At 66.4% G+C, this 24610-nt stretch carries 20 protein-coding genes; all 20 read right to left on the bottom strand.

The window, feature by feature from the left end; translation table 11 throughout:
• Positions 1-4 precede the first annotated feature (4 nt).
• Positions 5-2038 (bottom strand): flagellar hook-associated protein FlgK, encoded by a 2034-nt coding sequence (gene flgK, locus D3880_RS09040; protein ID WP_119893135.1) that lies wholly within the window; start codon positions 2036-2038, stop codon positions 5-7.
• A 12-nt stretch (positions 2039-2050) separates the two neighbouring features.
• Positions 2051-3217 (bottom strand): flagellar assembly peptidoglycan hydrolase FlgJ, encoded by a 1167-nt coding sequence (gene flgJ / locus D3880_RS09035; protein WP_119893134.1) that lies wholly within the window; start codon positions 3215-3217, stop codon positions 2051-2053.
• 278 nt (positions 3218-3495) lie between these two features.
• Positions 3496-4596, bottom strand: a complete 1101-nt coding sequence (locus tag D3880_RS09025; RefSeq protein ID WP_119893133.1) for a flagellar basal body P-ring protein FlgI — start codon at positions 4594-4596, stop codon at positions 3496-3498.
• Positions 4597-4607: 11 nt separating this feature from the next.
• Positions 4608-5300, bottom strand: coding sequence for a flagellar basal body L-ring protein FlgH (gene flgH / locus D3880_RS09020; RefSeq protein WP_119893132.1), 693 nt, complete (start codon positions 5298-5300; stop codon positions 4608-4610).
• A 110-nt stretch (positions 5301-5410) separates the two neighbouring features.
• Entirely contained in the window at positions 5411-6196 is a 786-nt protein-coding gene (flgG, locus tag D3880_RS09015; protein WP_119893131.1) for a flagellar basal-body rod protein FlgG, read from the bottom strand.
• Positions 6197-6242: 46 nt separating this feature from the next.
• Positions 6243-6983: a flagellar basal-body rod protein FlgF gene (gene flgF, locus D3880_RS09010; protein WP_119893130.1), complete on the bottom strand. Its 741-nt coding sequence runs from the start codon at positions 6981-6983 to the stop codon at positions 6243-6245.
• A 353-nt stretch (positions 6984-7336) separates the two neighbouring features.
• Positions 7337-8746 (bottom strand): flagellar hook protein FlgE, encoded by a 1410-nt coding sequence (locus D3880_RS09005; protein WP_119893129.1) that lies wholly within the window; start codon positions 8744-8746, stop codon positions 7337-7339.
• Positions 8747-8804: 58 nt separating this feature from the next.
• Positions 8805-9482, bottom strand: a complete 678-nt coding sequence (gene flgD, locus D3880_RS09000; protein ID WP_119893128.1) for a flagellar hook assembly protein FlgD — start codon at positions 9480-9482, stop codon at positions 8805-8807.
• 18 nt (positions 9483-9500) lie between these two features.
• Complete coding sequence (gene flgC / locus D3880_RS08995) at positions 9501-9950, bottom strand: flagellar basal body rod protein FlgC (protein WP_119893127.1); 450 nt, start codon at positions 9948-9950, stop codon at positions 9501-9503.
• Positions 9951-9964: 14 nt separating this feature from the next.
• Positions 9965-10372 carry a flagellar basal body rod protein FlgB gene (flgB, locus tag D3880_RS08990; RefSeq protein ID WP_119893126.1) on the bottom strand — a complete coding sequence of 136 codons (408 nt, stop codon included), beginning with the start codon at positions 10370-10372 and terminating at the stop codon, positions 9965-9967.
• Positions 10373-10574: 202 nt separating this feature from the next.
• Complete coding sequence (locus D3880_RS08985; RefSeq protein WP_119893125.1) at positions 10575-11285, bottom strand: NAD(P)H-dependent oxidoreductase; 711 nt, start codon at positions 11283-11285, stop codon at positions 10575-10577.
• A 35-nt stretch (positions 11286-11320) separates the two neighbouring features.
• Positions 11321-12739 carry an aldehyde dehydrogenase family protein gene (locus D3880_RS08980; protein ID WP_119893124.1) on the bottom strand — a complete coding sequence of 473 codons (1419 nt, stop codon included), beginning with the start codon at positions 12737-12739 and terminating at the stop codon, positions 11321-11323.
• Positions 12732-13922 carry a pyridoxal phosphate-dependent aminotransferase gene (locus D3880_RS08975; protein ID WP_119893123.1) on the bottom strand — a complete coding sequence of 397 codons (1191 nt, stop codon included), beginning with the start codon at positions 13920-13922 and terminating at the stop codon, positions 12732-12734. Before D3880_RS08975 ends, D3880_RS08980 begins: the two co-directional genes overlap by 8 nt.
• A 21-nt stretch (positions 13923-13943) precedes the next feature.
• Positions 13944-15554 carry a 5-guanidino-2-oxopentanoate decarboxylase gene (locus D3880_RS08970; protein ID WP_119893122.1) on the bottom strand — a complete coding sequence of 537 codons (1611 nt, stop codon included), beginning with the start codon at positions 15552-15554 and terminating at the stop codon, positions 13944-13946.
• 13 nt (positions 15555-15567) lie between these two features.
• Positions 15568-17670 carry an acetate--CoA ligase family protein gene (locus D3880_RS08965; protein WP_420800852.1) on the bottom strand — a complete coding sequence of 701 codons (2103 nt, stop codon included), beginning with the start codon at positions 17668-17670 and terminating at the stop codon, positions 15568-15570.
• Between the two features lie 14 nt (positions 17671-17684).
• Positions 17685-18845 carry an acyl-CoA dehydrogenase family protein gene (locus D3880_RS08960; RefSeq protein WP_119893120.1) on the bottom strand — a complete coding sequence of 387 codons (1161 nt, stop codon included), beginning with the start codon at positions 18843-18845 and terminating at the stop codon, positions 17685-17687.
• A gap of 30 nt (positions 18846-18875) precedes the next feature.
• On the bottom strand, positions 18876-19667 hold the full coding sequence (locus tag D3880_RS08955) for an enoyl-CoA hydratase/isomerase family protein (protein WP_119893119.1): 792 nt from the start codon (positions 19665-19667) through the stop codon (positions 18876-18878).
• A gap of 268 nt (positions 19668-19935) precedes the next feature.
• A complete protein-coding gene (locus D3880_RS08950; RefSeq protein WP_119893118.1) occupies positions 19936-21354 on the bottom strand; it encodes an amino acid permease in 1419 nt (472 codons plus the stop codon).
• A gap of 217 nt (positions 21355-21571) precedes the next feature.
• Positions 21572-23839, bottom strand: a complete 2268-nt coding sequence (locus tag D3880_RS08945) for an ATP-binding protein (RefSeq protein WP_119893117.1) — start codon at positions 23837-23839, stop codon at positions 21572-21574.
• Positions 23836-24606 carry a substrate-binding periplasmic protein gene (locus D3880_RS08940; RefSeq protein ID WP_119893116.1) on the bottom strand — a complete coding sequence of 257 codons (771 nt, stop codon included), beginning with the start codon at positions 24604-24606 and terminating at the stop codon, positions 23836-23838. The genes D3880_RS08945 and D3880_RS08940 overlap by 4 nt, the downstream gene beginning before the upstream one ends.
• Positions 24607-24610: the final 4 nt, after the last annotated feature.

The following is a 24610-nucleotide window of genomic DNA, read 5'->3' as shown; positions in this document are numbered from 1 at the left end:
CCTATTAGCGGAACGTGTTGATCAGGGTATCGAACAAGGAGCGGGCAACTTGAACGATCTGGGCCGAGGCGTTGTAGTACTGCTCGAACTTGATCAGGTTGGCCGCTTCTTCATCCAGATTGACGCCCGACAGCGAATCGCGGTTGTCGGTGGCCTGCTTGAGGATCGCCGTAGTGGCGTCGCTGTCCTGGCGGGCCTGGGCGGTCAGGGTGCCGACGCGCTCGACCAGATCGCCATAGCCGTCGGAGAAGGTCACCCCGGTGGTGCCTGGCGCGTTCGGGTCGACGCCGATGGTGGCCTTGGATTGCAGATCCGCCAGTTTCAGCGCGTTGCGGTTGTCCGACACACCCTTGTCGTTGAAGGCCACGCTGAAGGTGTCGCCGTTTTGCGGACGGCCACTGAGCGTCATGCGCAGCACGCTGCCATCCGCCAGTTGCAGCTCATAGGTGTTCTCTTGACCGGCCTGGAACGCCGTCGGCGTGGCCGGCAAGCCATCGGCCGGATTGATGCGCGTCAGCGTGGTCCCGGCCGGGGCCGTGAAATCGCCAGCGGCGGCGTCATAGGTCAGCACCACGGGCGGATTCAGAGCACCCTTGAGCGCGGTGAGACTCAGCGCGCTGCCGTTGGCCTGTAGGTCCGGCTGCCCGATGCTACCGGTGCCGCGATTCTGCAGATTGGCCTCCGAGCGCACCGGCGCGGCGAAGGCCAATTGGTCCGGCTGGTCCAGCACCGCCGAGATAGTGCTGGCGCCGCGTCGGGTCGGTTGCAGGAGGAATTTGTCGCCGCTCGCCGGCGCGCCGTTCAGCACCAGCTCGAAGCCTTGGTCGAGGCCGGAGCCGTCGCTCAGGCGCAGCGGGTCCGCCGCGGTGCCGGTCCCGCTCACTTGCATGGTCGCGTTGTCGCTCAGCCGGCGGGCGATGTACTGGCTACCGTCGTACTCCAGGCGGTAATCGCTGGCGGTCAGCTTGCTGGTGTCGCTGATGTTCAACTGCGGCACCGCCGTGCCGGTGTTGCCGGCAAAGCTTTGCACGCGCAGCTGCGCCAACCCCGCATCGTTGTAATCACCGAACAGTGCGGTGCCGACCTGACCCTTGAGGTCGAGCCCCTGGCCCAGTTGACTATTGACCTGATCGCTGACCGCCAGCGCCAGGCGTCCAAGCGAGTTCATGGTGCTGTCGAGCACTTCGCCGCGATAGCGGATGATGCCGCCCAGCTCCCCGCCGCTGATCTGGCTGGTGATGGTCTGCCGCGAGCCGCCGCTGACGAACTGCACCTCGAAGCGGTTCGGATCGCCCTCCCCCGGCACCACTTCCAGGCGGTTGGCGCTGCCGCCGACCACCAGCGGCTGGCCGGAGCCGATGAAGACGTTCTGCGAACCGTCGTCCTGAGGCGTTACTGTCACGCCGATATAGGTCGACAGCTGGCGGATCGCCTCGTCGCGGGCATCCAGCAGGTCGTTGGGTTCCTTGCCGTTGGAGCCGGCGATGGCGATGGCGTTGTTCAGGCTGGCGATCGAGCCGGCCAGGCGGTTGACCTGCTCGCCGACCACGCTCATCTGCTTGTTGCTGAAGCTGTTCTGCTCGTTGAGACGGTCGTAGACGGTATTGAAGCGGCGCGCCAAGCCTTCCGCCTCGGACAGCACCAGCTGCCGCGCGGGAATGTTCGCCGGGTCCTCGGCGGCGGTCTGCAGCGCCGAGAAGAACTTCTGCATCGCCGGCGTGATGCCCGTGGTGGCGCCGGCCAGCAGCGAGTCGAGCTGATCGATCTGGCTCTTGTAGGCGGCCACGTCGCTGCTCAGCGCGGTGCTGCTGCGCAACTGGGTGGTGAGGAACTCGCTGTAGCTGCGGCGGATTTCCGTCAGCGTGGTGCCCGAGCCGATGTAGCCGGCGCCGCTGAACTGCGGCACGCGGGTGGCCTGGGCGGCATCCTGGCGGGTGTAGCCGGGGGTGTTGACGTTGGTGATGTTGTGGCCGGTGACGCTCAGCTGGGTCTTGCTGACCGACAGGCCCGACAATCCGATGTTCAGTAGATCAGCCATGGGCGACTCTCATCAGCTATTCGGCACGGCGCCGGCGGCGGCGATGGTCTGGTAGGTCTGCATCTGCCGGGCGATCTGCGCGACCTTGCGGGCGTATTGCGGATCGCTGGCGTAGCCGGCTTGCTGCAGCTCCTTGACGAACTGCAGCGGGTTGGCGGTGGCGTCCAGCGCCTCGTCGTAGCGGCCGTTGTTCTGCAGAAAGTTCACGTAGTCGTGGAAGCTCTGCTGGAAGGAACCGTAGGCGCGGAACTCGGCCGACTCTTTCACCGCCTTGCCGCCCTTGTATTCGGTGGTCAGCACCCGCGCCGACTCGCCATCCCAGCCATGCGCCTTGATGCCGAACAGGTTGTGACTGCTGGAGCCGTCTTGCTGGCGGATGATCGACTTGCCCCAGCCGGTTTCCAGCGCGGCCTGGGCTACTAAATAGCGCGGATCGAGGCCGATCTTGTCGGCCGCTGCCTGGGCCATCGGCAACATGGTGGCAACGAACTCTGCCGGCGAACTGAACGCCGCCTTGCCCGGCGCCAGCGGCGGCTGGGCCAGACGGCGGCCTTTGAAGGTGTCGACCGCCTGGGTCTCGCCGACCTTGGATTCCGGCGCCGGGTAGACCTGTGCCGGAATCCAGTCGTGTTGCGCCAGCGGCTGGCCATCGGCCGGCGTGGCGGACGGCACGATGCCGGCCAACAGGCGGTCGGTGAGCTTGCCCGGCAAGGCCAGGCGCCGCTGGTTGATCAGCTTGGAGTCGTCGCGCGCGCTGTCGACCGCCGGCAAGCTCTTGCCGCTCTTAGCGGTCGCGGCCACCGCATCGGCGGCACCAGTCTGCGCGAACGGGTTTGGCCGCGAGCTGCCCTTCTTGATCTGCGACAGCTGGCGCACCAGCACGTCGGCCAGACCTACGCCCTTGTCCTTGGACATGCTGACGGCCAGCTGTTGGTCGTACATGTCCTGGTACATCTTGCTTTCGTTGCTGTTCATGAAGTTGCCTTCGGCGAACACCTCGTTCGCCGAACGCATGGCCTTCAACATCTGGTTGAGGAACAGCGATTCGAATTCCTGCGCCACCTTGCGGATGTTGCCTTCGCTGTCGCCACCGACCTTGAATTGGTTGAGGCGATTGAGGTCGGTGTAGGCGCCGCTGTCGGGCTGCGCGCCGATGCCACCGAGTCGAGTGGTGTCCATTATGGGGCGTGCCTTCTGTTATTTCCCCGTTGCGCCGGAGCCTGCTTTTGCGCAGGGCAAGGCATGAGGAGAGAAGTTTGGTCATTCCAAACGAACGACGAATAACGCAGCACTGCGCAAAAGCAGGCCCGGCCCTTCGGGTTGCGCTTGAAAGCGGGCCATGCGGCGTTGCCGCCCTTGGCAATGGAACAACCATTGCCTGCGACCGGCGCCTTGCCTGGCCCGCTTTCAGGCAGCAACGCAATCGGGGAAATAACAGAAGGCACGCCCCTACCTCCTTAAATCACGATCAGCTCGGCCTGCAACGCGCCGGCCTGCTTGAGCGCCTCGAGGATGGCCATCAGGTCGGAAGGCGAAGCGCCGACCTGATTCACCGCGCGCACGATCTCGTCGAGCGTGGTGCCCGGCCCGAACTTGAACATCGGCTTGGTTTCCTGCGCGGCATCGACCTTGGAGCGCGGCACCACGGCGGTCTGGCCGCCGGAGAAGGCATTCGGCTGGCTGACGATCGGGTCTTCGGTGATGCTCACGGTGAGGCTGCCGTGGGTCACGGCGGCCGGCTGCACACGGACGTTCTGGCCGATGACGATGGTGCCGGTGCGCGAATTGATGATGACCTTGGCCACCGCCTGGCCGGCTTCGATTTCCAGGTTCTCCAGCACCGACAGGTAGTCGACGCGCTGGTTCGGGTCGAGCGGCGCACTAATCCGCACCGAGCCGCCGTCGATGGCCTGGGCCACGCCAGGGCCGAGCAGCTGGTTGATGTGGTCGACGATGTTCTTCGCGGTGGTGAAGTCCGGGCGGTTGAGGTTGAGGGTCAGGCTGTTGCCCTGATCGAAACCGCTCGGCACCGGGCGCTCGACCGTGGCGCCGGCGGGAATGCGCCCGCTCGACGGCACGTTGACGGTGATCTTCGAACCGTCGCTGCCCTCGGCGTCGAAACCGCCGACCACCAGATTGCCCTGGGCCACGGCGTAGACGTTGCCGTCGATGCCCTTCAGCGGCGCCATCAGCAGGCTGCCGCCGCGCAGGCTCTTGGCGTTGCCGATCGACGACACGGTGATGTCGATGGTCTGCCCCGGTTTGGCGAACGGCGGCAGGTCGGCATGGATGGATACCGCCGCGACGTTCTTCAGCTGCACGTTGCCGACGCTGGCCGGCACCTTGATGCCGAACTGCGCCAGCATGTTGTTGAAGGTCTGCAGGGTGAACGGCGTCTGCGTGGTCTGGTCGCCGCTGCCGTTGAGGCCGACCACCAGGCCGTAGCCGATCAGCTGGTTGCTGCGCACGCCCTGGATGCTGGCCAGGTCTTTGAGGCGCTCGGCCTGGACGGTGCCGGCGACGAGCAGCAGGCAGAGGGCGGAAATCAGTCGCTTCATGGTCGGTCTCATCAGAACGGGAACAGCGGGCTCATGAAGAAGCGGTCGAACCAGCCCGGCTGGCTGGCGTCGGCGAAGGCACCGGTGCCGGAATAGGTGATGCGCGCGTCGGCCACGCGGGTCGAGGGCACGCTGTTGTCGGTGGCGATGTCGTCGGCGCGCACCAGGCCGGCGATGCGCACCAGCTCGTCGCCGGTGTTCAGGGTCATCCACTTCTCGCCGCGCACGGCGAGGATGCCGTTGGGCAGCACTTCCGAGACGGTGACGGTGATCGAGCCGGACAGGCTGTTGCTCTGCCCGGCCTTGGCGTCGCCCTTGGTGTCGCGCTCGGCGCTGTACTCGGCGCTGAGATCCAGCGAGCCGCCGCCGAGCGGGTTGTTGGTCGATGGCGTGACGCCGAACAGCGAGGTCAGGCCGATGTTGGCGTTGCTGTCCTTCTGCAGTTGCGAGTTGGCGTTCTTGCTGGCCTGGGTCCTCTCGTTGAGGGTGATGGTGATGATGTCACCGACCCGGTAGGCCTTGCGGTCGCCGTACAGGTTGTTGTCGAACCCGGCCTGATAGATGGCGCCGTTGTTCTGCGCGGCGGGCAACGGGGTGCGCGGCAACACCGGCGCGTAGTAGGGATCGTTGGCCTTCGGCGGCGGCGCCACGCAGCCGGCGAGGAGCACGACGCCAAGCAGCGGGAGAAGGGCAACACGATTCATCACTACTACCTCTCGGTGTTTCTCGTTACGTAGGGTGGATTAGCGAAGCGTAATCCACCGTCACAGGCGGATTACGCCGCTACGCGGCTAACCCACCCTACGGGTTGCGATCAAAGATTCTGCGCAACGAAGCCGAGCATCTGGTCGGCGGTGGAGATCACCTTGGAGTTCATCTCGTAGGCGCGCTGGGTGGTGATCATGTTCACCAGTTCCTCGACCACGCTGACGTTGGAATTCTCCAGGGTGTTCTGCTGCACGGTGCCCAGCCCGGTCAGGCCCGGCGTGCCGACCTGCGGCGCGCCGCTGGCGGCGGTTTCCATGAACAGGTTGCCGCCGATGGCTTCCAGGCCGGCCGGGTTGATGAAGTCGGCGGTCTGGATATTGCCGAGGATCTGCGGCTGCGGATCGCCGTTGGTGGTCACCGAGACGGTGCCGTCTTCGCCGACGGTGAAGGATTTCACCTCGTTGGGCAGGGTGATGGCCGGCTCCAGCGGATAGCCGTTGGCGGTCACCAACTGGCCGTCGGAGTTCAGGTGGAAGCTGCCGTCGCGGGTGTAGGCGACGCTGCCGTCGGGCTGCAGGATCTGGAAGAAACCGCGGCCGTTGATGGCCATGTCCAGAGGCTGCTCGGTGGTCTGCAGGCTGCCGGCGGTGAACACCTTCTGGGTGCCGACGATGCGCACCCCGGTGCCCAGTTGCAGACCGGACGGCAGCTGGCTGTCCTGGCTGGTCTGGCCGCCGGGCTGGCGACGGATCTGGTACAGCAGGTCTTCGAACTCGGCGCGATCGCGCTTGAACCCGGTGGTCGAAACGTTCGCCAGGTTGTTGGAAATGGTGGTCAGGTTCATGTCCTGGGCGGACAGACCGGTTTTACTGACCCACAGAGCCGGAAGCATGTTGGTTCTCCTCGGGCGCCGGTTTCATGGCGCCACCTGCTGGTGATTAGCTAAGCTGCAAGACCCGCGCCATGGCCGAGGCATCGTCCTCGGCGGTACGCATCATCTTCACTTGCAGCTCGAATTGGCGGGACAGGGAGAGGATCGCGGTCATCTCCTCGACGGCATTGACGTTGCTGGTCTCCAGAAAACCGGAGGTCACCTGCACGGTGTTGTCGGCGGCTACGGTGCCCTGGCCCTTGAAGCGGATCAGGCCGTCGGCGCCCTTCTCCATCTGCTTGAGGTCCGGATTGACCAGCTTGAGGCGGTCGACTTCGGCGATCACGTTGGGGGCTTCGCCGAGGGCGCGGATGGTGATGGTGCCGTCCTTACCGATCTCGACCTTCTGCTCCGGCGGCACGGCGATCGGCCCGCCATTGCCCATGACCTGCATGCCATTGCCGGTGCGCAGCTGGCCTAGGGCGTCAATCTTCAGGCTGGCGGTGCGCACATAGGCTTCACCGCCATCCGGCGCCTGCACCGCCAGCCAGCCGTCACCATCGATGGCGACATCCATGCCGTTGCCGGTTTCCTGCAGGGTGCCTTGGGTGAAGTCGGTGCCGGGACGCTCGCTCATGGCGTAGACCCGCGCCGGAAAGCTGTCGCCAAACACCTGCATCGAACGCGCCTGCTCGAAGTCGCGGCGAAAGCCATTGGTGGAGATGTTCGCCAGGTTGTTGGCATGCGCGCGCTGGGCCAGGGTGTTCTGGCTGGCTCCGCTCATGGCGACGTAAAGCATCTTGTCCATGGTTGTCTCCGAGGTGGGCTTGCCGCCCGCTGCTCTGTTGGCAGGGATACAGCAAGGCCTGTGCCAGCCTCGGAGATTATTTTCAAGCAATTGATATAAAAGGATTTTTAAAAAACAAAAGGCCCCTTACGGGGCCTTGCTGAGAAACCGGCGGCGGGAGTTTGCCGCTTGCGGCAATGGCAGATCGAGCAGCGACGCGAGCGCTCAGCCTGGCGCGGACCGCCCCCTCGCCCATTTATGGGAGAGGGTTGGGGAGAGGGAAAACCCGATCAGCGAAACACCCTCTCCCCCGGCCCCTCTCCCGTAAACGGTAGAGGGGTGACTATCGGCCTAGCCTCGGCTGTCCCTGTCCGTTACCTCAGATTGATGATGGTCTGGGTAATCGCGCTCTCGGTCTCGATGGTCTTGGCGTTGGCCTGGTAGTTGCGCTGGGCGACGATCAGGTTGACCAACTGGTCCGACAGCTCGACGTTGGAGTCTTCCAAGGCGCCGGCCTGCAGCGCGCCCATGGTGCCGGTGCGCGGCGTGCCGATCACCGGCTCGCCGGACTGGAACGACTGCACCCAGCCGGTCTTGCCCACCGGCGTCAGTCCCTGCACGTTGGCGAAGTTGGCCAGCACGATCTGCCCTTGCATTTTGGACTGGCCGTTGGTGTAGCGCGCGAAGATCACCCCGGTGTCATCGATTTCCAGACCCGACAGCTGGCCGGTGGTGTAGCCGTCCTGGCTCACGCTGTTGACCGCGAAGGCGCTGGCGAACTGACTGGAGCTGCGCAGGTCGATGTCGATGCCGGTCGCGTTGGCGGTGGCGCCATTGGCCGACCACAGCGGTGGCGTGCCGCCGTCCGACATGGCCGGCACCCAGCCGTTCAGATTGAGGATGCCATCCGGGCTGACGCTGAAACCGCTCGGCGTCGAGGCCGCCAGCGCGGTGGTATCCAGCTGCCCCGCAGCATTGAAGCTGAGGGTCGCCGTCGCCGGGGTGGTCAGGCTCGGGTTGTTCGGATTACGCCCGTCGACCAAGGTATTCATCTGCCAGGAGTTCGCCCCGGTCTTGACGAAGTACTGGGTGAACACATGGGCGTTGCCCTGGGAATCGTAGATATTCACCGAGGTCGAGGAGTTGTAAGTCGTCGGGTCGGTGGGGTTGAAGGTCGCGCTGCCGGCAACCTGACCAGCAGTAGTGGCGGCAGCAGGAGTGGCGCCACCGGCGATGGCAGTGTTGTAGGCGGCATCATAGGCCGCCTGCCAGGTGGTCGGCGTAGTCAGCGCCGAGTTCAGGTTGAAATTCTGCTCCAGCTTGGAGCTGGCCTTGGGCGCCTGACTGGCGGTTTCGATCTGCAGATCGCCGACCACCCCGCTCTGGATATTGCCATTGGCGTCCACGGTGTTGCCCTGCAGGCGATAGCCGAAATTGTTGACCACATAACCGTCGCGGTCGGTGCCGAAGTAACCGGCCCGGGTGTAGCCGACATCGCCGTTGTTGCTGGTGACGAAGAAGCCATTGCCGTTGATCGCCAGATCCAGGGCGTTCTGGGTGTAGTTGATGTTGCCCTGATTGAACAGCTGCGACACGTTGGCCAGCAGCACCCCACTGCCCTGCGGATTGGAGCCGGTGCCGAGCACCGAGGCGGCATAGACGTCGGCGAATTCCGCGCGCGACTGTTTGAAGCCCGCCGTGCCGGCGTTGGCGATGTTGTTGCCGGTGACGTTGAGGTCACTGGTGGCTGCCCGCAAACCGCTAAGACCGATATTGAACGCCATTCAAGACTCCTTGGCCGGTTGCTCCGGCGACTGCAGCTGCAAAACGCTGATCTGTGAGTTACTGACCGATGACCTGAACCTGGGACAGGCCGACGCTGCCGATACCGGCCAGGTTGAGCATCAGCTCGCCGCCGTTCTGGCCGAGGGTGACGCTGTCGACGTTGGCCGGCAGCATGGTGTACAGACCCTTGGTTTCCGCGCCGTAGACCGCCTGCGCCTCGAATTTGTAAGTGCCGGGCGGCAACAGATTGCCGCTCGAATCCTTGCCGTCCCACATGAAGCTGACATTGCCGGCCGCCTGCTCACCGAGGTTGACGCGGTTCACCACGCTGCCGGCGCTGTCATAGATGTTGACGTAGACGTTGCTGCTGCTGGTCGGCAGAACCGCGCTGGCCTTGAAGGTTTCGCTGGTATCCACCACCGCCGTCTCGCTCGGCACTATCACCTTGCGCCCCACCAGCGAAGAGGCCTGCAGCGCCTGCGACGACTGATAGCCGGAGAGCAGCGAACTCATGCTGTCGTTGAGCTTCTCGACCCCTTCGACCTGGCTGAACTGCGCCAGCTGGGCGATGAACTCGCCATTGCCCTGCGGCTCCAGCGGGTTCTGGTTGTTCAGTTGGGCCACCAGCAGGTTGAGGAACTCGTTCTTGCCGAGTTCCTTGCTCTTGGTTTCCGACTTGATCTGGTACTGGTCCAGCGCCGAAGTGCCGACACCGCCTACGCTATTCGTGCTCATGCTTATCCCTCGTGCGCCTTACTGACCCAGGGTCAGAACCTTCTGCATCATCTGCTTGGCGGTGTTCATCATTTCGGTGTTGGTCTGGAAGGCGCGGCTGGCGGAGATCATGTCGGCCATTTCCTCCATGACGTTGACGTTCGGGTAGTAGACATAGCCGTTCTCGTCGGCGGCCGGATGGTTCGGCTCGTAGCGCGGCGTCAAGCTGCTCTGATCCTCGACCACGCCAAGCACCTGCACGCCGGCGCCGGACTGATCCTCGTCGGCGAACAGCGAACCACGGTCGCCGCTGGCGCTCAGAGAGCTCTGCAGCATGGTGGCGAACACCGGATGGCGGGCGCGGTAGGTCTGATCGACGCTGGAAGACACGCTCTCGGCGTTGGCGATGTTGCTGGAGATGGTGTTCAGGCGGGTGGTCTGAGCACTCATGCCGGTTCCGGCGATGTTGAACACACTGGCTAGTGACATGGCAGAAGTCTCCGTTATTCGCCGCGCAGGGCGCCGATCAGCCCTTTGAACTTGCTGTTGAGCAGGGTGAAGCTGGCCTGGAACTGCACCGAGTTCTCCGCGTAGTTGGATTGCTCCAGCTGCGGGTCGACGGTGTTCTGGTCGATCGACGCCTGCATCGGGGTGCGGTACTGCAGCGCGGCGTCAGCCATGCCGAGGCCTTGCGCGACGATGTGGCGGCTGTCGGTGCGATTCATTTGAAAGGTGCCGCGCTGAGCCTTTTCGCTCTGCTCGGCGAGGACCGAGGCGAAATCCAGATCACGCGCCTTGTAGTTCGGCGTGTCGGCATTGGCGATGTTGTTGGCCAGCACCTCGGCGCGCTGGGCGCGGAAGCCGAGTGCCTTTTCATGGATGCCGAGGGCTTTGTCGAAACTGATGCTCATGGTCGCGGAACCTTTGCCAGTGGCGTTACTGGTTTGCTTACCAGATCTTCAGCAAAGGCCGTGCCATATTATTTTTTACTTTATATTCAATAGCTTGTAATCGTGAATGGCGACAGGACCAGCGCAAGCGGCAAGGTTTTTCCGCCCCCTGGCAAGGCGGGCGGCAAAGCCTAGGAAGGTTGCCGCCGCCCTCACGAGCGGATCAGGCGTTGCGGTTCAGCGGATAGAGCCTGTCGTCGAACTGCTCCAGGCGCGGGAACTGCAGCGGCTGGTCCTGGCCGAGAGTTTCCAGCCGCGCTTGATAGGCACGCAGGAAGTCCTCGCGCGCCTCGGCGCTGATATAGGGCACATGCCAGGCGACGAAGGGTGGCAGCACCTCCATGCCGACATAGGCCAGGGTGCCGCGCAGGATGGGCCGCAGCATGTCTTCCAGCGGCCCGTGAATGGCCCCCTCGCCGAACATGTGCTCGCGCCCGCCGAGGGTCAGCGAGACCAGCGCCTGCTTGCCGCGCAAACCACCCTGGTCATAGAAACGCTTGCCGCCGTAGCAGATGCCGGAGACCAGCACCCGATCGATCCAGCCCTTGAGGATGGCCGGCGCGGAGAACCAGTAGATCGGGAAATTCAGGATCAGCAGATCGGCCCAGAGCAGCTTGTCCAGCTCCTGCTGGATATCCGCGGCGATGCTCTGGTTCTTCGCCCCTTCGCGCTGCTCCAGGGCGTAGACCAGGTAGTCCGGGTTCTCGCGGGCGGCGAAGTCGTCGGCGCTGGCCACCGGATTCCAGTTCATCGCGTACAGGTCGGAGACCTGCACCTGATGCCCCTGGCCCCGCAGCGTCTCGACGGCCAGGTCGCGCAGGGCCGCGGTGAACGACTGGGGTTCCGGGTGGGCATGCACTATCAATACGTTCATGGATGTTCCTTGGAATGTTCAGGGTGTTCTGCTGGCTAAAGCTGGATGGCCTTGTACTCGACGAACTCGCCGAGCCCCTCCTCGCCCCACTCGCGGCCGTTGCCCGACTGCTTGTAGCCGCCGAACGGCGCGCGGTAGTTGAAGGCGCCACCGTTGACGAAGCACTGCCCGGCGCGCAGTTGCCGCGCCAGCGTCAGGGCGCGCTCGGGAGTGCCGGCCCAGACCGCGCTGGACAGGCCGAACGGCGAGTCGTTGGCCAGGCGCACGGCCTCCTCCTCGTCGGCGTAGGGGATCAGGCAGAGCACCGGGCCGAAGATTTCCTCCTGGGCGATGCGCATGCGGTTGTCGACGTCGGCGAACAGCGTCGGCTTCACGTAGTAACCGCGCTCGAATTCGCTTGGCGCCTCGGCACCGCCGCAGAGCAGGCGTGCGCCCTCCTCCTGGCCGAGCCGGATGTAGTCGCGCACCGTGCGGCGCTGGGCGGCCGAGCACATGGGGCCGAGGAAGCTCTGCGGGTCGAGCGGATCGCCGATGCGCAGGCTTTCAGTTTCCGCGCGGGCCAGCTCCAGCGCCTCGGCGTAGCGGCTGGCCGGCAGCAGCATGCGGGTCAGCGCCGTGCAGGTCTGCCCGGAGTTGATCATCACGTCCTGCACGCCGTGGCGCACCGCGGCCGCCAGGTCGGCGTCTTCACCAATCAGCAGCGGCGACTTGCCGCCCAGCTCCAGGCACACGCGCTTCACCGATGGCGCCGCCGCCTGCGCCACGCGCACGCCGGCGCCGGTGGAGCCGGTGAACGAAACCATGTCCACGTCCGGGTGCTTGGCCAGCGCCTCGCCGACCTTCGAACCCGGCCCGCTGACCAGATTGAACACCCCCGCCGGCAGGCCGCTGGCCGCGATCATCTCGGCCAGCAGGAAGGCATGCAGCGGGGTCTCCTGGCTCGGCTTGACCACCACAGTGCAACCGGCGGCCAGGGCCGGCGCCAGCTTGCCGAGCAACTGATGCAGCGGGTAATTCCACGGATTGATGAAGGCACAGACGCCGACCGGCTCGCGGATGACCAGCGAGTTGCCGACCTCGCGCACCTGGTCCATCAGCGCGGCGATCTCGACGTAGCTCTCCAGCCCCTCGAGCGGCCCCTCGACCTGGACCGCCCGGCACCATTGCACCGGCATGCCCAGCTCGGCGGTGATCACGCCGGCCATCTCCTCCGCCCGCGCCTTCAGCTGTTCGGCCAAGGCGCGGATATAGCCGGCGCGCACGCTCGCCGGGGTACGCGCCCAGGCGGGGAAGGCCCGCCGCGCGGCGGCGACCGCGCGCTCGACATCGCGCTCGTCGCCCAGCGGCACCTGGCCGATGACCTGTTCCGTGGCCGGGTTGAGCACCTCGGCCAAGCCCTGGCCGGAGGGAGCGACCCAGGCACCGTCGATGAAGAGTGTCCGGTGTTTACGCATAGCGCTTCTCCTGCACCAGCTCCGCGGCACAGCGGGCGATGCGCCGGCAGGCTTCCTGCAGCGGCGCGCTGCCAAGCACCAGGCCCAGGCGGATATGCCCGGCGGCACTGGGGCCGAAGGCCTCGCCGGCGAGCACGGAAACCCCGTAAAGATCCAGCAGGCGGTCGGCGAAGTCCTGGGCGGAAAGCCCGGTGGGGCGGATATCGACCATCACGAACATCCCGCCATCGGGCTTCAGCGCACGCAGGCCGGGGCAGTCGGCGAGGCTGGCGCAGACCAGGTCGCGACGCTGGCGATAGGCCTCGCGCATCGCCTCCAGTTCCGGCAATTGCGCCTCCAGCGCCACGCAGGCGGCATCCTGGATGAAGTCCGGCGAACCATAGAGCATGCACAGCGCGAGGTTGCCCAGATGCTCGGCCAGCGCCGGCGGCGCCACCACCCAGCCGACCCGCCAGCCGGTCATGGCGTGGGACTTCGACAGGCTGTTGAGGGTCGCGGTGCGCTCGGCCATGCCCGGCAGGCTGGCCGGGCTGATGTGCTCGCCGTCGAACAGCAGTTCGCTGTAGACCTCGTCGGAAATCAGCCAGAGGTCGTGGCGAATGCACAGTTCGGCCAGCGCCTCCCAGGTTTCACGCGGCAGGCTGGCGCCGGATGGGTTGTGCGGGCTGTTCAAAGCCAGGGCGCGGGTGCGCGGGGTGATGCGCGCGACGACATCCTCGGGCTGCACGCGGAAGCCGTTTTCCGAGCGCACCGGCACCGGAATCACAGTGGCGCCGCAGGCGCCGAACACCGCCTCGTAGGTGACGTACATCGGCTCGGCGACTATCACTTCATCGCCGGGGCTGAGCACGCATTGCGCGACGCTGAACAGCGCGCACTGGGCGCCGGCCAGCACCACCACCTGCTCGGCGTCGACCCGCTGGCCGCTGCGTTGCCGATGCCGTTTGGCGATGCTCTCGCGCAAGGAGCGCTTGCCGCGTACCTCGGCGTAATGGGTGTTGCCGGACAGCAGGCTGTCGATGGCGGCCTGGACGATCGGCACCGGGGTGTCGAAATCCGGGTCGCCGACCGACAGCAGCAGGATGTCTTCGCCCCGCTCCCGGCGAGCCAGGGCGCGGTAGTGGATGTTCCAGGCCGCCGCGCCGTCGCCGGCGATGCGTTGGGTCAGGTCGGAAAAGCGCATGGGAAGCTCCTTGGCCCGCCGTCAGCGGGCACAGGCGTGTTTCAGTTCGATTAGGGTCACGCCGGGATGGCCGAAGCCGGCACGCAGATCGCCCTCCAGTTCATCGAGGCTCTGCGGCTGTTTCACCGTGCAGCCGAAGGCACGGCCGAGGCCGGCGAAATCCGGGTTGCGCGGCAGCACGCCGACCGGCTCGATATCCAGGCCGAGCATGTCGTCGCGGATCTGCCCCAGGGCATCGTTGTTCCACAGCAGCACCACCAGCGGGCTGTCCAGCTCCTCCACCGCGGTGGCCAGCTCCTGTGCGGTGTAGAGGAAGCCGCCGTCGCCCACCAGCACCAAGCCGGGCCGCGCGGGCGCGCCGAACTTGGCGCCGATGCCGGCCGGCAGGCCGTAGCCGAGGGTGCCGTAGCCGGTCGGGTGCAACCAGCTGCGCGGGGCCCGGCTGGCGAAGGCGTAATTGCCGGTGTAGGCCAGTTGAGTCATGTCGGTGCTGATGAAAGCGTCCGCCGGCAGCACGGCGGCGATGCGCTCGAGGATCGCCTGATGGATGGCTTGCAGCGGCGCATGGCCTTGCCTGATCGCCGCGCGCAGGGCGGCGACCGCCTGCACGGCGGCCGTCGCATCACGCTGCTGCGCCGGCAGGCGCGCCAGCAAGGCGTCGAGGGTCTCGCAGGCATCGCCGTGCAGCGCCACCGCGCAGGGATAGAAGTCATTGAACTTGCGCGGGTCGATATCGATGCGGATCAGCTCGCCGGAGAGCGGCAGACGCTCGCGCCAGTAATCGGTATCGGCCATTTCGGTGCCGACCGCGAGTACCACATCGGCCTGCGCGATCAGCTGCCAGCCCGGCTCGACGCAGAGCGTCGAACCCGCATTCAGCGGCGCCTCCGGCGGCAGCAGGCCCTTGCCGGCGACGCTGGTGAAAAGCGGCGCGGCCAGCCGCTCGCTGAGCGCCTGCAGGGCTGCACCGGCCTGCAGGGCACCGCCGCCGGCGATCAGCATCGGCCGGCGCGCGCCTTGCAGTTTCGCTACCGCCTGCTGCAGCGCTGCGGCGTTCGCTAGGCCGCGTCCCGGGCGGCGCACTACTTCATTGCTCCAGTCACGCGCCACCGGCGCGGCCAGCACGTCCAGCGGCACCGAGATGTGCACCGGCCGCGGCCGCTCGCTGTCGAACACGGCGAAGGCGCGGGCCACCAGTTCGGGCAGGTCTTCCGCAGTCAGGGCCACGGCGGAGAAGGCGGTGATGGGCGCCGTCATGGCGCGCTGGTCCTGGGTCTCGTGCAGGCAACCCCAGCCCTTGCCGAGGCTCGCCGTGTGGTTGACGCTGGAAATCACCAGCATGGGAATCGAGTCGGCGTAGGCCTGGCCGATTGCCGTCGCGGCGTTGGTCACGCCGGGGCCGGTGATCAGGAAACACACCCCCGGCTTGCCGCTCACCCTGGCGTAGCCGTCGGCCATGAAGCCGGCGCCCTGTTCATGGCGGGTCAGCACATGGCGGATGCCGCTGCCCGGCAGGCCGCGATAGAGCTCCAGGGTATGCACGCCGGGAATGCCGAACACGGTATCGACGCCGTAGTTGGCGAGCAGGCGCACCAGCGCCTGGCCACCGGTCAAAGTTTTCATTTCTTGCATTGCCCTGTCCTCTTCAATGTCTGCCGGGCTGGCCCAGGCGGATCAGCGCATCCACCGCGACGGCGCCGTCGGCGCTCACCAGCAGCGGGTTCACATCCAGTTCCAGCAGGCGCTCGGCGTTCTCGCAGGCGTAGTCGGCCACCGCACGGATGGCCGTCACCAGCGCCTCCAGGTCGGCCGCCGGGCGGCCGCGGAAGCCGTTGAGCAGGGGCGCGCTGCGCAGGCTCAGCAAGGCGTCGCGAATCGCCGCGTCGTTGGTCGGCAGCAGCAGGCTGCGGCTGTCCTTGAGCAGCTCGACGAGAATGCCGCCGGCGCCCAGCACCAGGGCCAGGCCGAAGCCGGCCTCGCGCTTGACGCCGACGATCAGCTCGGCCAGCGGCGGGCTGGCCATGCGCTCCAGCAGCACCTGGTCGAAGGCCACCCTCGGCGCGTATTCGGCGATACGCTGGCGCATCTGCTCCAGCGCGTTCTGCAAGGCCGGCGCATCGCGCAGGTTGAGCGCCACCGCGCCGGCCTCGGTCTTATGCGGCAGCTGCGCGCTGACCGCCTTCAGCACCAGCGGATAGCCCAGGGTCTCGGCGTCCTGCAGCGCCCGTTGCGGGGTGCTCAGCACGCCCTGCGGCACCGGCAGGCCGAAGGCGCGCAGGGCCTGTTTCGACTGCCACTCATCGAGCCACTCGCCGGCACCGCCCAGCTCTTGCGGACCGAGCGGCACCCGCTTCGACTCGCCGCGGGCCAGCAGGGCCTGGCGACGCTGCCGGTACAGGGCGATGCGGCCCCAGGCGGCGAGACCGTCCTCGACCCCTTGCAGGGCGGCGACGCCCTGGGCGTGCAGGCGCTCGCGGGCGCTGGCCGGCAGCAGTTCGGGGAAGGCCGAGGCGACGAAGCCGGTCTTGCCGTGGCGTGCCAGGGCCGCGCAGTACAGCTCCAGCAGCAGGTCGCACTGCGGGCGCTCGCCGGTAGCTTCGCCGGGGTAATCGAGCACCAGCAAGGCCGCATCCGCCGCGCTGCGCAGGGCGCTGTCGAGCATCCGGTCGAGCGCTTCGCGGTCGCCCCAGATGGCCGTGGTGAAGTCCAGCGGGTTGGCGATGTTGGCATAGCCCGGGAGAACTTCGGCCAGTTCGCCGCGCTGGCGGTCGCCCAGCTTCGGCAGCTGCAAGCCATTGCGTTCGGCGTAGTCGGCGATCAGTCCGGCATCGCCGCCGGAGCAGGCCAGGGCGATCAGGTCGCCGCCAGCGGGAAGATTGCCGCAAGCGGCGGCCTTGAGGGTTTCGACGAAGCTCACCGGGCCGCTGACGCGGATCACCCCGAGGCGCTCGAACAGGCTGTCATACAGCGCATCGGAGCCGGCCAGCGAGCTGGTGTGGCTGAGCGCCAGTTCGGCGCCGATCTGCGACACGCCGGTCTTCAGGGCGATGATCGGGATGCCTTTCTCCAGCGCCTTGTGCGCCGCACGGGCGAAGCCCGGGACATTTTTCAGGCCTTCCAGGTGCAGGCCGATGGCGGTGACGCGCGGCTCGTCGAGCAGCACGTCCATCAGTTCGGCCACGCCGAGTTGCGCCTGGTTGCCCACCGAGGCCATGTAGGCCACTGGCAGCGAGCGGTCGCTCATCGACAGGTTGTAGGCGAAGTTGCCGCTCTGGGTCAGCACCGCCACGCCCTTGTCCACCGGCTTGCCGCCGTGGGCCACCGGCCACAGGGCGGCGCCGTGCAGATAGTCGAGCAGGCCGTAGCAGTTGGGCCCGAGCAGCGCCATGTCGCCGGCCGCGTCGAGCAATTGGTTTTGCAGGGCCTGGCCTTCGGCGCCGGTCTCGGCGAAGCCGGAGGCGTAGCAGATCGCCCCGCCCGCGCCCTTGGCGGCGAGCTCGGCAACGGTGCTCAGGGTCAGCTCGCGGTTGGTGGCGATGAACACCGCATCCGGCCCACAGGGCAAATCCGCCACGCTGGCCACGCAAGGCACGCCTTCGAGCTGGGCGTGCTGCGGGTTGACCAGCCATAGCTGACCTTGATAGCCACCTTCGGCGCAGCGCTTGAGGGCACGCGCCATGCTGCGCCCGCCGATGAAGGCCAGATGGCGGGGCGCCAGCAGGCGCTTGAGGTTTTCGCGTTTGCTCATGGTCATCCCCCCGATCAACGCAGCAACGGCCGCAGCAGCTCGCGGGAAATGATGTGGCGCTGGATTTCCGAGGTGCCTTCCCAGATCCGCTCTATCCGCGCGTTGCGCCAGATGCGTTCCACCGGACCTTCGTCCATCAGGCCCATGCCGCCGTAGATCTGCACCGTCTCGTCGACCACCCGGCCGAGCACTTCGCTGGCGAACAGCTTGGCCATGCCGGCCTCGCCATCGGTCATAGTGCCCTGGTCCATCTTCCAGGCGGTGTGCAGGGTCAGCAGCTCGGCGGCACGGATTTCCGTGGCCATGTCGGCCAGCTTGAACGACACCCCCTGGTAGCTGCCGATGGGCTGGCCGAATTGCTTGCGATCCGCCGCCCATTGCAGCGACAGGTCGAGTGCGCGCTGGGCCTGGCCGACGCAGTTGGCGGCAACCATCACCCGCCCGGCGGTGAGCCAGGCGTTGGCGACTTCCCAGCCCCTGTCCACTTCGCCGAGCACTTTCGAGGCCGGCACGCGGCAGTCGTCGAAGAAGATCTCGTAGGTGTGGTAGCCCTTGTTGCTGACGCACTTGGGCCCACGACGCACGGTCATGCCCAGGGTGCCCTTGTCCACCAGGAAGGAGGTCACCGCGTTGCGCTTCTTGCCATTCTTCTCAAAGGTGTCGGTGACGGCGAAGACGATGGCGAAATCGGCGTGCCCGGCGTGGCTGATGAAGTGCTTGCTGCCGTTCAGCACGAAATCGTCGCCGTCGCGCACGGCGCGGGTCTTGATCGCGTTGGCGTCGGAGCCGGCGCCCGGTTCGGTGAGCGCGAAGCAGTCGATCTTCTCGCCCTGGACGCACGGCAGCAGGTAGTCGCGAATCTGGTCGCCCTTGCAGGCCATGAGGATCTTCGACGGCCGCGCGACGAACACGTGCAGCGCCCAGGAACACTTGGCCAGCTCACGCTCGATCAGGGCCTGCGACAGGTAGTCGAGGCCACCGCCGCCGACTTCCTCCGGCATGTTGAACGCATAGAAACCGGCGGCTATGGCCTTGCCGCGAATCTGCGCGGCCAGCTCCGGCGACACCGCGTCGGCGCGGTCGACGGCCTCTTCATGGGGCAGCAGTTCCTTGTCGACGAAGCTCTTCACCGCGTCGACCAGCATTTCTTGTTCTTGGCTCAGTTGGAAGTTCATATCCGGGTCCTCTGGCTGGGGGCTGACGAATCAGCGGCCAATGAAATGGGGGGTGCGTTTTTCCACCGCGGCGCGCAGCGCCTCGGCGCCGTCCTCGCTGCGGCCGCAGAGCAGGCCGGCGGCGAGTTCCGCACTCAGCTGCTCGGGCAAGCTGCGCTGCGCACCTTCACGCATCAGTTGCTTGGTCTGGGCGAAGGCGAAAGTCGGGCCGCTGGCCAGGCGCGCGGCCAGCTCGCCGGTCACCTCCAACAGTTGCTGGTCGGCGCAGACTTCGCCGACCAGGCCGATGGCCAGGGCGCGCTCGGCACTCCAGAGTTCGTCGAGGAACAGCAGACGCTTGGCCTGTTCGCTACCGATCAGGCGTGGCAGGTGCCAGCTGGCGCCGGCGTCCGGCGAGTAGGCCATGCCGGTGTAGCCGGCCTTGAAGCGCGCCGACTGGGTAGCCAGGCGGAAGTCGCAGCACAGGGCCAGATCCATCCCGGCGCCGACGGCGGTGCCGTTGATGGCGGCGATGGTCGGCTTGTCGAAGCTGTGCAGGCGGCTCATCAGGGCGTGGGCGGCTTCCGTCCAGCCGTAGCTTTCCAGGGCGCCGCGCGCTTCGGCCTCGGCCCATTCGGCGAGGTCGGCGCCGGCGCAGAAGCTCTTGCCGTTGCCGGTGAGCACCAGCACGCGCACGGCCGGGTCGGCATTCAGCTTATCCAGCAAGGCGTGCAGGGCTTTCAACGTCGGGATGTCCAGCGCGTTGCGCTGCTGCGGACGATTCAGGGTGATCCAGGCGATGCCGGCTTCCACCTGGCTGAGCAGGGTCGCTTGAGTGGTCATGGGTGTCCTCGTCTTGTTGTGTTGGCCATGAGCTAGGGAATTGCACGGGGAGATACTAAACAAGTGTTCAGTAAGGCCGCAATCCAGCCCGAAAGCCTGTGTAACGCTCAAACAAATCAACTAACCATTTGTTTTTACTGAATAAAAATGCGAGCCACGGGCTAGCCGGGCGAAGCGCTGTTACATCTTTGAACAACTCGAAATCTGCCCATTACGGAAATGAAAAAGCGCGGCAGATCGCTCTGCCGCGCCTTTTCAGTCAGACAGATCAGGCCGACGGGTCGAGCACCGGCGTCTGCGCCAGACCTTGGCGCTTGCGGTTGATCAGGAAGTAAGCCGCATAGCAGATCGCGATGAAGCCGAAGCCCCAGTACAGCGAAGGCCGCTGCGTCGGGTCGATGGCCAGGAACACGAACAGCGAGCTGCACAGGGCGATGCACGCCAGCGGTATGAAGGGATACAGCGGTGCGGAGTACTTCAGCTCGGCAAGCGTGCCGCCGGCCTTCAGGTGCGCACGGCGGAAGCGGTATTGCGCCAGCGCGATGACTATCCAGGTCACGGTGCCGGACATGCCGCTGACCGCCATCAACACCATGAACAGCGTGTCGGCGGCGATGAAGCTGGTCAGCAGCGAGATCAGCGCGAAGCACAGGGTGATGCTCAGAGCACGCAAGGGCACACCGCGCGAACTCAAGGTCGACAGGCTTTTCGGCGCCATGCCGGTCTTCGACATCGCCCAGAGAATCCGCGTGGACGCGTAGAGCCCCGAGTTACCCACCGAGAGAATCGCCGTGAGGATGACGAAGTTCATCAGGTCGGCGGCGTAGGGAATCCCGACCATGTCGAACACCTGGACGAACGGGCTCTCCATCAGCCCGGCCTGCTGCCAGGGCACGATGGCGGACAACACCAGGATCGCCAGCACGTAGAAGATCAGTACGCGGAACACCACGTTGCGCACGGCCTGGGGAATGCTCTTCTCCGGCTGATCGGTCTCGCCGGCGGCAACGCCCATGATCTCGCAGCCCTGGAAGGCGTAGACCACCGTCATCATCACCGCGAACACCGCCGAGATGCCGTTGGGGAATAACGAATCGCCGATCAGGTTGGACAGCAGCGGTGCCGGGTCACCGTTCTGCAGGGGCAGGCCACCGAAAATCACCAGGGCGCCGACCACGATGAAGATCAGGATCGCCGCGACCTTGATCCCCGAGAACCAGTACTCGGCCTCGCCGAAGGCGCGGGTGGCCAGGGCGTTCAGGCCGAACAGCACGGCGACGAAGAAGGCCGACCAGTACCAGATCGGGATGTCGGGGAACCAGCGGGTCATCAGCATGCCCGCCGCGGTGAACTCCAGACCCACGGTGGTGGCCCAGCTCATCCAGTACACCCAGCCGATCATGAAGCCGGTGGCCGGCCCGATATAGCGCGTGGCGTGGGCCTGGAAGGAGCCGGACACCGGCATCTGCACCGACAGTTCGCCGAGGCAGACCATCACCAGGTACATCAACAGACCGGCCACCAGATAGGCCAGCACCGCGCCCAGCGGCCCACCCTGGTTGATGGTGACGCCGGAGCCCATGAACAGCCCGGTACCTATCACCCCGCCGAGGGACAGCATGAAGATGTGCCGGCTCTTCAGCGCGCGGGTCAGTTGAATGCCTTGTCGTTCTTGGGCTTCAGCCATGGCGCACCTCCTGGGTGCGGCAGGCGCGAAGGCGGGACGAGCGCTGCTCGTTGCGGACGGCGGGGTAAGCTTTACGGCAGTTCATTGTTGTTGTCTCCAATAAGCTTCGAGAGCCGCGTCTTGCGCGCGGGGTCAGGCCGATTATTGGAAGACGATGTAAGGTCGCGTTGAACGCCAGGATCGAAGATGTAAAAAGTCGTAAGGAATTTGTTCGCGCTCAGGCGGATGCCTGCAACAACCCGAGCAGAGCGTCCTGCGAGCGCTGCAGCACACCCTGCAGCTCGGGCTGGAGCTCGTGCAGGGCCTGTGCGTTGCCGGCCAGGGCCGTCTCCTCCAGCTGCCGCAGGCTGGCGGCCAGGGCACGGAAGCCCAGCGAATCGCTGCTGCCGGCCAGGCGATGGGCCAGCTGTGCCACTTCCGCACAGTCGCCCGCCCCCAAGGCCTCCAGCAACGCCGCTCGATGCTGTGCGAGCATGTCGCGCAACAATTCCAGCAAGCCCATGAGCTTCTGCTCGCCGAGCAAGGTGCGGTGGGTCTGCAGCAGTTGCCAGTCGACCAGCTCGACGGCGGCCGCCGGGGGTTGCGCGCTGTCCAACCCGGCCAGGGCACGGCGCAGGTTTTCCAGTTTCAGCGGCTTGGCCAGCACGCCCTGCATGCCGGCATCCAGATAGCCGCGCACCAGCGCCGGCTGCACGCTGGCGGTGAGGGCGAGAATGCGGGTGTCAGTATTGACCCCGGCGGCGCCGCCACGGATCAGCCGGCACAGCTCGACCCCGCTCAGCCCGGGCAGATGCACATCGAGCAGGATCAGGTCGAAGCGCTGCGCCCGACACAGCGCCAGGGCCGGCTCGGCATCCTCGGCCAGGCTAACCCTATGGCCCTCGCGCTCCAGCAGGCCGGACACCACCTCGCGGTTGAGCGCGACATCCTCCACCACCAGGATGTCCAGTGCCCGCCCCGGCGGCGCCGCGGCGACCACGGCTGCGCTGCGCTGGGCCCGCGCCAGGCTGAGCTCGAACCAGAAACAACTGCCCTCGCCTTCCCGGCTCTCCACCCCGATCCGCCCGCCCAGCAGTTCCACCAACCGCTTGCTGATCGCCAGCCCCAGCCCGGTGCCGCCGTAACGCCGCGCCACCTCGTCGCTGGCCTGGGTGAAACGCTCGAAGATCTTGCCCTGCAGGGCCAGGGGAATGCCGATGCCGTTGTCCGTCACGCTGATGCGCAGACGCTGACCACCGGGCTCTTGCGCCAGCAAGCGGACCGCGACACTGACCTCCCCGGCCTCGGTGAACTTGATTGCGTTGGCCAGCAGGTTGCTCAGCACCTGGCGCAGGAACTGCTCGGCGCCCCGGCAGCGCTCCTGCACTTGCGGGTCGAAGCGGCACTGCAATTCGGTGCGGTTGGCCTGGGCCCGCGGCTCCAGCAGGGTGAGCACCTGATCGACCAGCTGGGGGAGGGAAAAGTCGACCAGCTCCGGGCGGCTTTCGCCTTCCTCGAGCCGGGCGAAATAGAGCACCTCATCGAGGATCGCCAGCAACCCCTCGCCCGCCTTGTACAGGGCCTCCAGGCGTGCCCGCTCGCGCTCGTCGAGGGCGGCGCCGCGCAACAACTCGGCCATGCCGAGGATGCCATTGAGCGGGGTGCGGAGCTCGTGGCTCATGGTGGCGAGGAAACGCGACTTGGCCAGGTTGGCAGCCTCGGCTTCCTCCTTGGCGCGCCGCAGGCTGGCGGTGCGGCGCTCGACCCTCTTCTGCAATTCGTCGCGTTTGTCCTGCAGGGCCAGGCGATCCGCCTCGCGGCGCTGGATATCGCTGAGGATGGCCCGGCGCATGTCATCCAGCGCGTGCGCCACCGTGTCGATTTCGTCCGCTCGGGTTCCGGCCTGCTTGTCCAGGCGCAGGGCCTCGTGCCAGTCGCCCACGGCGATGCGCCGGGCGAAATCGGCCATGACCCGCAGATGACGGGTGACCAGGCGGTGGAACAGCCAGGACAGGGCGACCGCCAGACCGCAGAGGAATACGCCCATCCACAACAGACTGGTCAGCCCGGTGGAGTACAGACGCCGATAGACCGCGCCGAGGTCGATGCCGATTTCCAGCTCGCCGAGATGCCGCGCCTCCCCCTGCGGCGGCTGATAACTCAGCGGGAAACGCTCCAGCCGCAAGGGCCCCGGTGGCTGCTCGGCGCCCTGGACCAGGTCGAAATCGGCGCTGCGCAGGCGCGCGCGGGCGATGTCGGGAAAATCCACCAGACCGCGCAGTTGCACGTTCAACTGTTCCTGGTTGAGATCCCACAGGCTGCGCTCGAAGCTGGCCAGGTAGCCGGTCCTTATCAGTTCCAGGCGCGTCTCGATGTCGCGCATCTCCCGCCGGTATTCGAAATACAGCTGCACCGCGCCGGCCAGCAGGGTGAAGCACAGGCTGAACAGCAGGATGAACAGCAACAGGCGCCGCAGCAGCCCGCTCGAAACCGCTACGCCGCTCATCGTGCGGACTCCGGGCGGCCGAGGGCGCGGTAGGCGGCCTCGCTCTCGCTCAGCCAGCGCTCGATCGCGCCGGACTCCACCAGCCGTTGCAGCTCCATGTCGATCTCCGGCAGGCGCGCCGCCAGGGCCGAACGGCGCGATACCGCCAGGCGCAGGTAGTCCACGGTCAGGGACATCGGCAAGGCCTGGATGTCCGCGGCCCCCGGCAGGTGCTCGACGAACAGCTGTCCGGTGCGCCGCTCGTGGGCGATGAAGTCGATGCGCCCGCGAATCAGCTTGCCGAAGTTCTGTCGATTATCGGACACCCACTCGATGTTGCCGTGCCGGCTGACGAAGCGGTCGAAGTCCGCGCCATAGCTCTCGCCGAACAGCAGGCCGCCGCGGTAGTTCGCCAGGTCTTCGAGGCGCTCGACCCGCAGCGGATGCCGGCGATTGATGAAGATCGCCACCTCTTCGCGCAGCACCGGCACGTGGGAGAACAGCAGGTCCTGTTCGCGCTGCGGGGTGCTGTAGGCCAGCACCACATCCACACGCCCCTCGGCGGCGTCCAGCAGGCAGCGCTTCCAGTTGCCGAGCACCACCACCTCGACCTCGTAGCCCAGCTTGCCGAGCAGCGTCTTGACCACCTGCGGCGCCAGGCCGCGCACCTGCTGGCCATCGCTCCAGGAGATCGGCGGATAGACCGGGTAATCGCAATAGCGGATGCGTTCAGCCGCCGGCACAGCCGTGGTCATGAGCAGGAGCAACAGGGTGCAGGCGCGCAGCATGGCA

This window comes from Pseudomonas cavernae, assembly GCF_003595175.1.
Classification (GTDB): domain Bacteria; phylum Pseudomonadota; class Gammaproteobacteria; order Pseudomonadales; family Pseudomonadaceae; genus Aquipseudomonas; species Aquipseudomonas cavernae.
This window is presented reverse-complemented; position numbering and strand designations above follow the sequence as displayed.

What these genes read in the sequence shown, in the direction of transcription:
- D3880_RS08985 (WP_119893125.1), bottom strand. Translation starts at nt 11,285, where the DNA reads ATGAACGTATTGATAGTGCATGCCCACCCGGAACCCCAGTCGTTCACC.
- D3880_RS08960 (WP_119893120.1), bottom strand. Translation starts at nt 18,845, where the DNA reads ATGAACTTCCAACTGAGCCAAGAACAAGAAATGCTGGTCGACGCGGTG.
- D3880_RS08955 (WP_119893119.1), bottom strand. Translation starts at nt 19,667, where the DNA reads ATGACCACTCAAGCGACCCTGCTCAGCCAGGTGGAAGCCGGCATCGCC.
- D3880_RS08965 (WP_420800852.1), bottom strand. Translation starts at nt 17,670, where the DNA reads ATGAGCAAACGCGAAAACCTCAAGCGCCTGCTGGCGCCCCGCCATCTG.
- flgK (WP_119893135.1), bottom strand. Translation starts at nt 2,038, where the DNA reads ATGGCTGATCTACTGAACATCGGATTGTCGGGCCTGTCGGTCAGCAAG.
- D3880_RS08940 (WP_119893116.1), bottom strand. Translation starts at nt 24,606, where the DNA reads ATGCTGCGCGCCTGCACCCTGTTGCTCCTGCTCATGACCACGGCTGTG.
- flgG (WP_119893131.1), bottom strand. Translation starts at nt 6,196, where the DNA reads ATGCTTCCGGCTCTGTGGGTCAGTAAAACCGGTCTGTCCGCCCAGGAC.
- flgH (WP_119893132.1), bottom strand. Translation starts at nt 5,300, where the DNA reads ATGAATCGTGTTGCCCTTCTCCCGCTGCTTGGCGTCGTGCTCCTCGCC.
- D3880_RS08945 (WP_119893117.1), bottom strand. Translation starts at nt 23,839, where the DNA reads ATGAGCGGCGTAGCGGTTTCGAGCGGGCTGCTGCGGCGCCTGTTGCTG.
- D3880_RS08970 (WP_119893122.1), bottom strand. Translation starts at nt 15,554, where the DNA reads ATGCAAGAAATGAAAACTTTGACCGGTGGCCAGGCGCTGGTGCGCCTG.
- D3880_RS08975 (WP_119893123.1), bottom strand. Translation starts at nt 13,922, where the DNA reads ATGCGCTTTTCCGACCTGACCCAACGCATCGCCGGCGACGGCGCGGCG.
- flgB (WP_119893126.1), bottom strand. Translation starts at nt 10,372, where the DNA reads ATGAGCATCAGTTTCGACAAAGCCCTCGGCATCCATGAAAAGGCACTC.
- D3880_RS08950 (WP_119893118.1), bottom strand. Translation starts at nt 21,354, where the DNA reads ATGGCTGAAGCCCAAGAACGACAAGGCATTCAACTGACCCGCGCGCTG.
- flgF (WP_119893130.1), bottom strand. Translation starts at nt 6,983, where the DNA reads ATGGACAAGATGCTTTACGTCGCCATGAGCGGAGCCAGCCAGAACACC.
- flgC (WP_119893127.1), bottom strand. Translation starts at nt 9,950, where the DNA reads ATGTCACTAGCCAGTGTGTTCAACATCGCCGGAACCGGCATGAGTGCT.
- flgD (WP_119893128.1), bottom strand. Translation starts at nt 9,482, where the DNA reads ATGAGCACGAATAGCGTAGGCGGTGTCGGCACTTCGGCGCTGGACCAG.
- flgJ (WP_119893134.1), bottom strand. Translation starts at nt 3,217, where the DNA reads ATGGACACCACTCGACTCGGTGGCATCGGCGCGCAGCCCGACAGCGGC.
- D3880_RS08980 (WP_119893124.1), bottom strand. Translation starts at nt 12,739, where the DNA reads ATGCGTAAACACCGGACACTCTTCATCGACGGTGCCTGGGTCGCTCCC.
- D3880_RS09025 (WP_119893133.1), bottom strand. Translation starts at nt 4,596, where the DNA reads ATGAAGCGACTGATTTCCGCCCTCTGCCTGCTGCTCGTCGCCGGCACC.
- D3880_RS09005 (WP_119893129.1), bottom strand. Translation starts at nt 8,746, where the DNA reads ATGGCGTTCAATATCGGTCTTAGCGGTTTGCGGGCAGCCACCAGTGAC.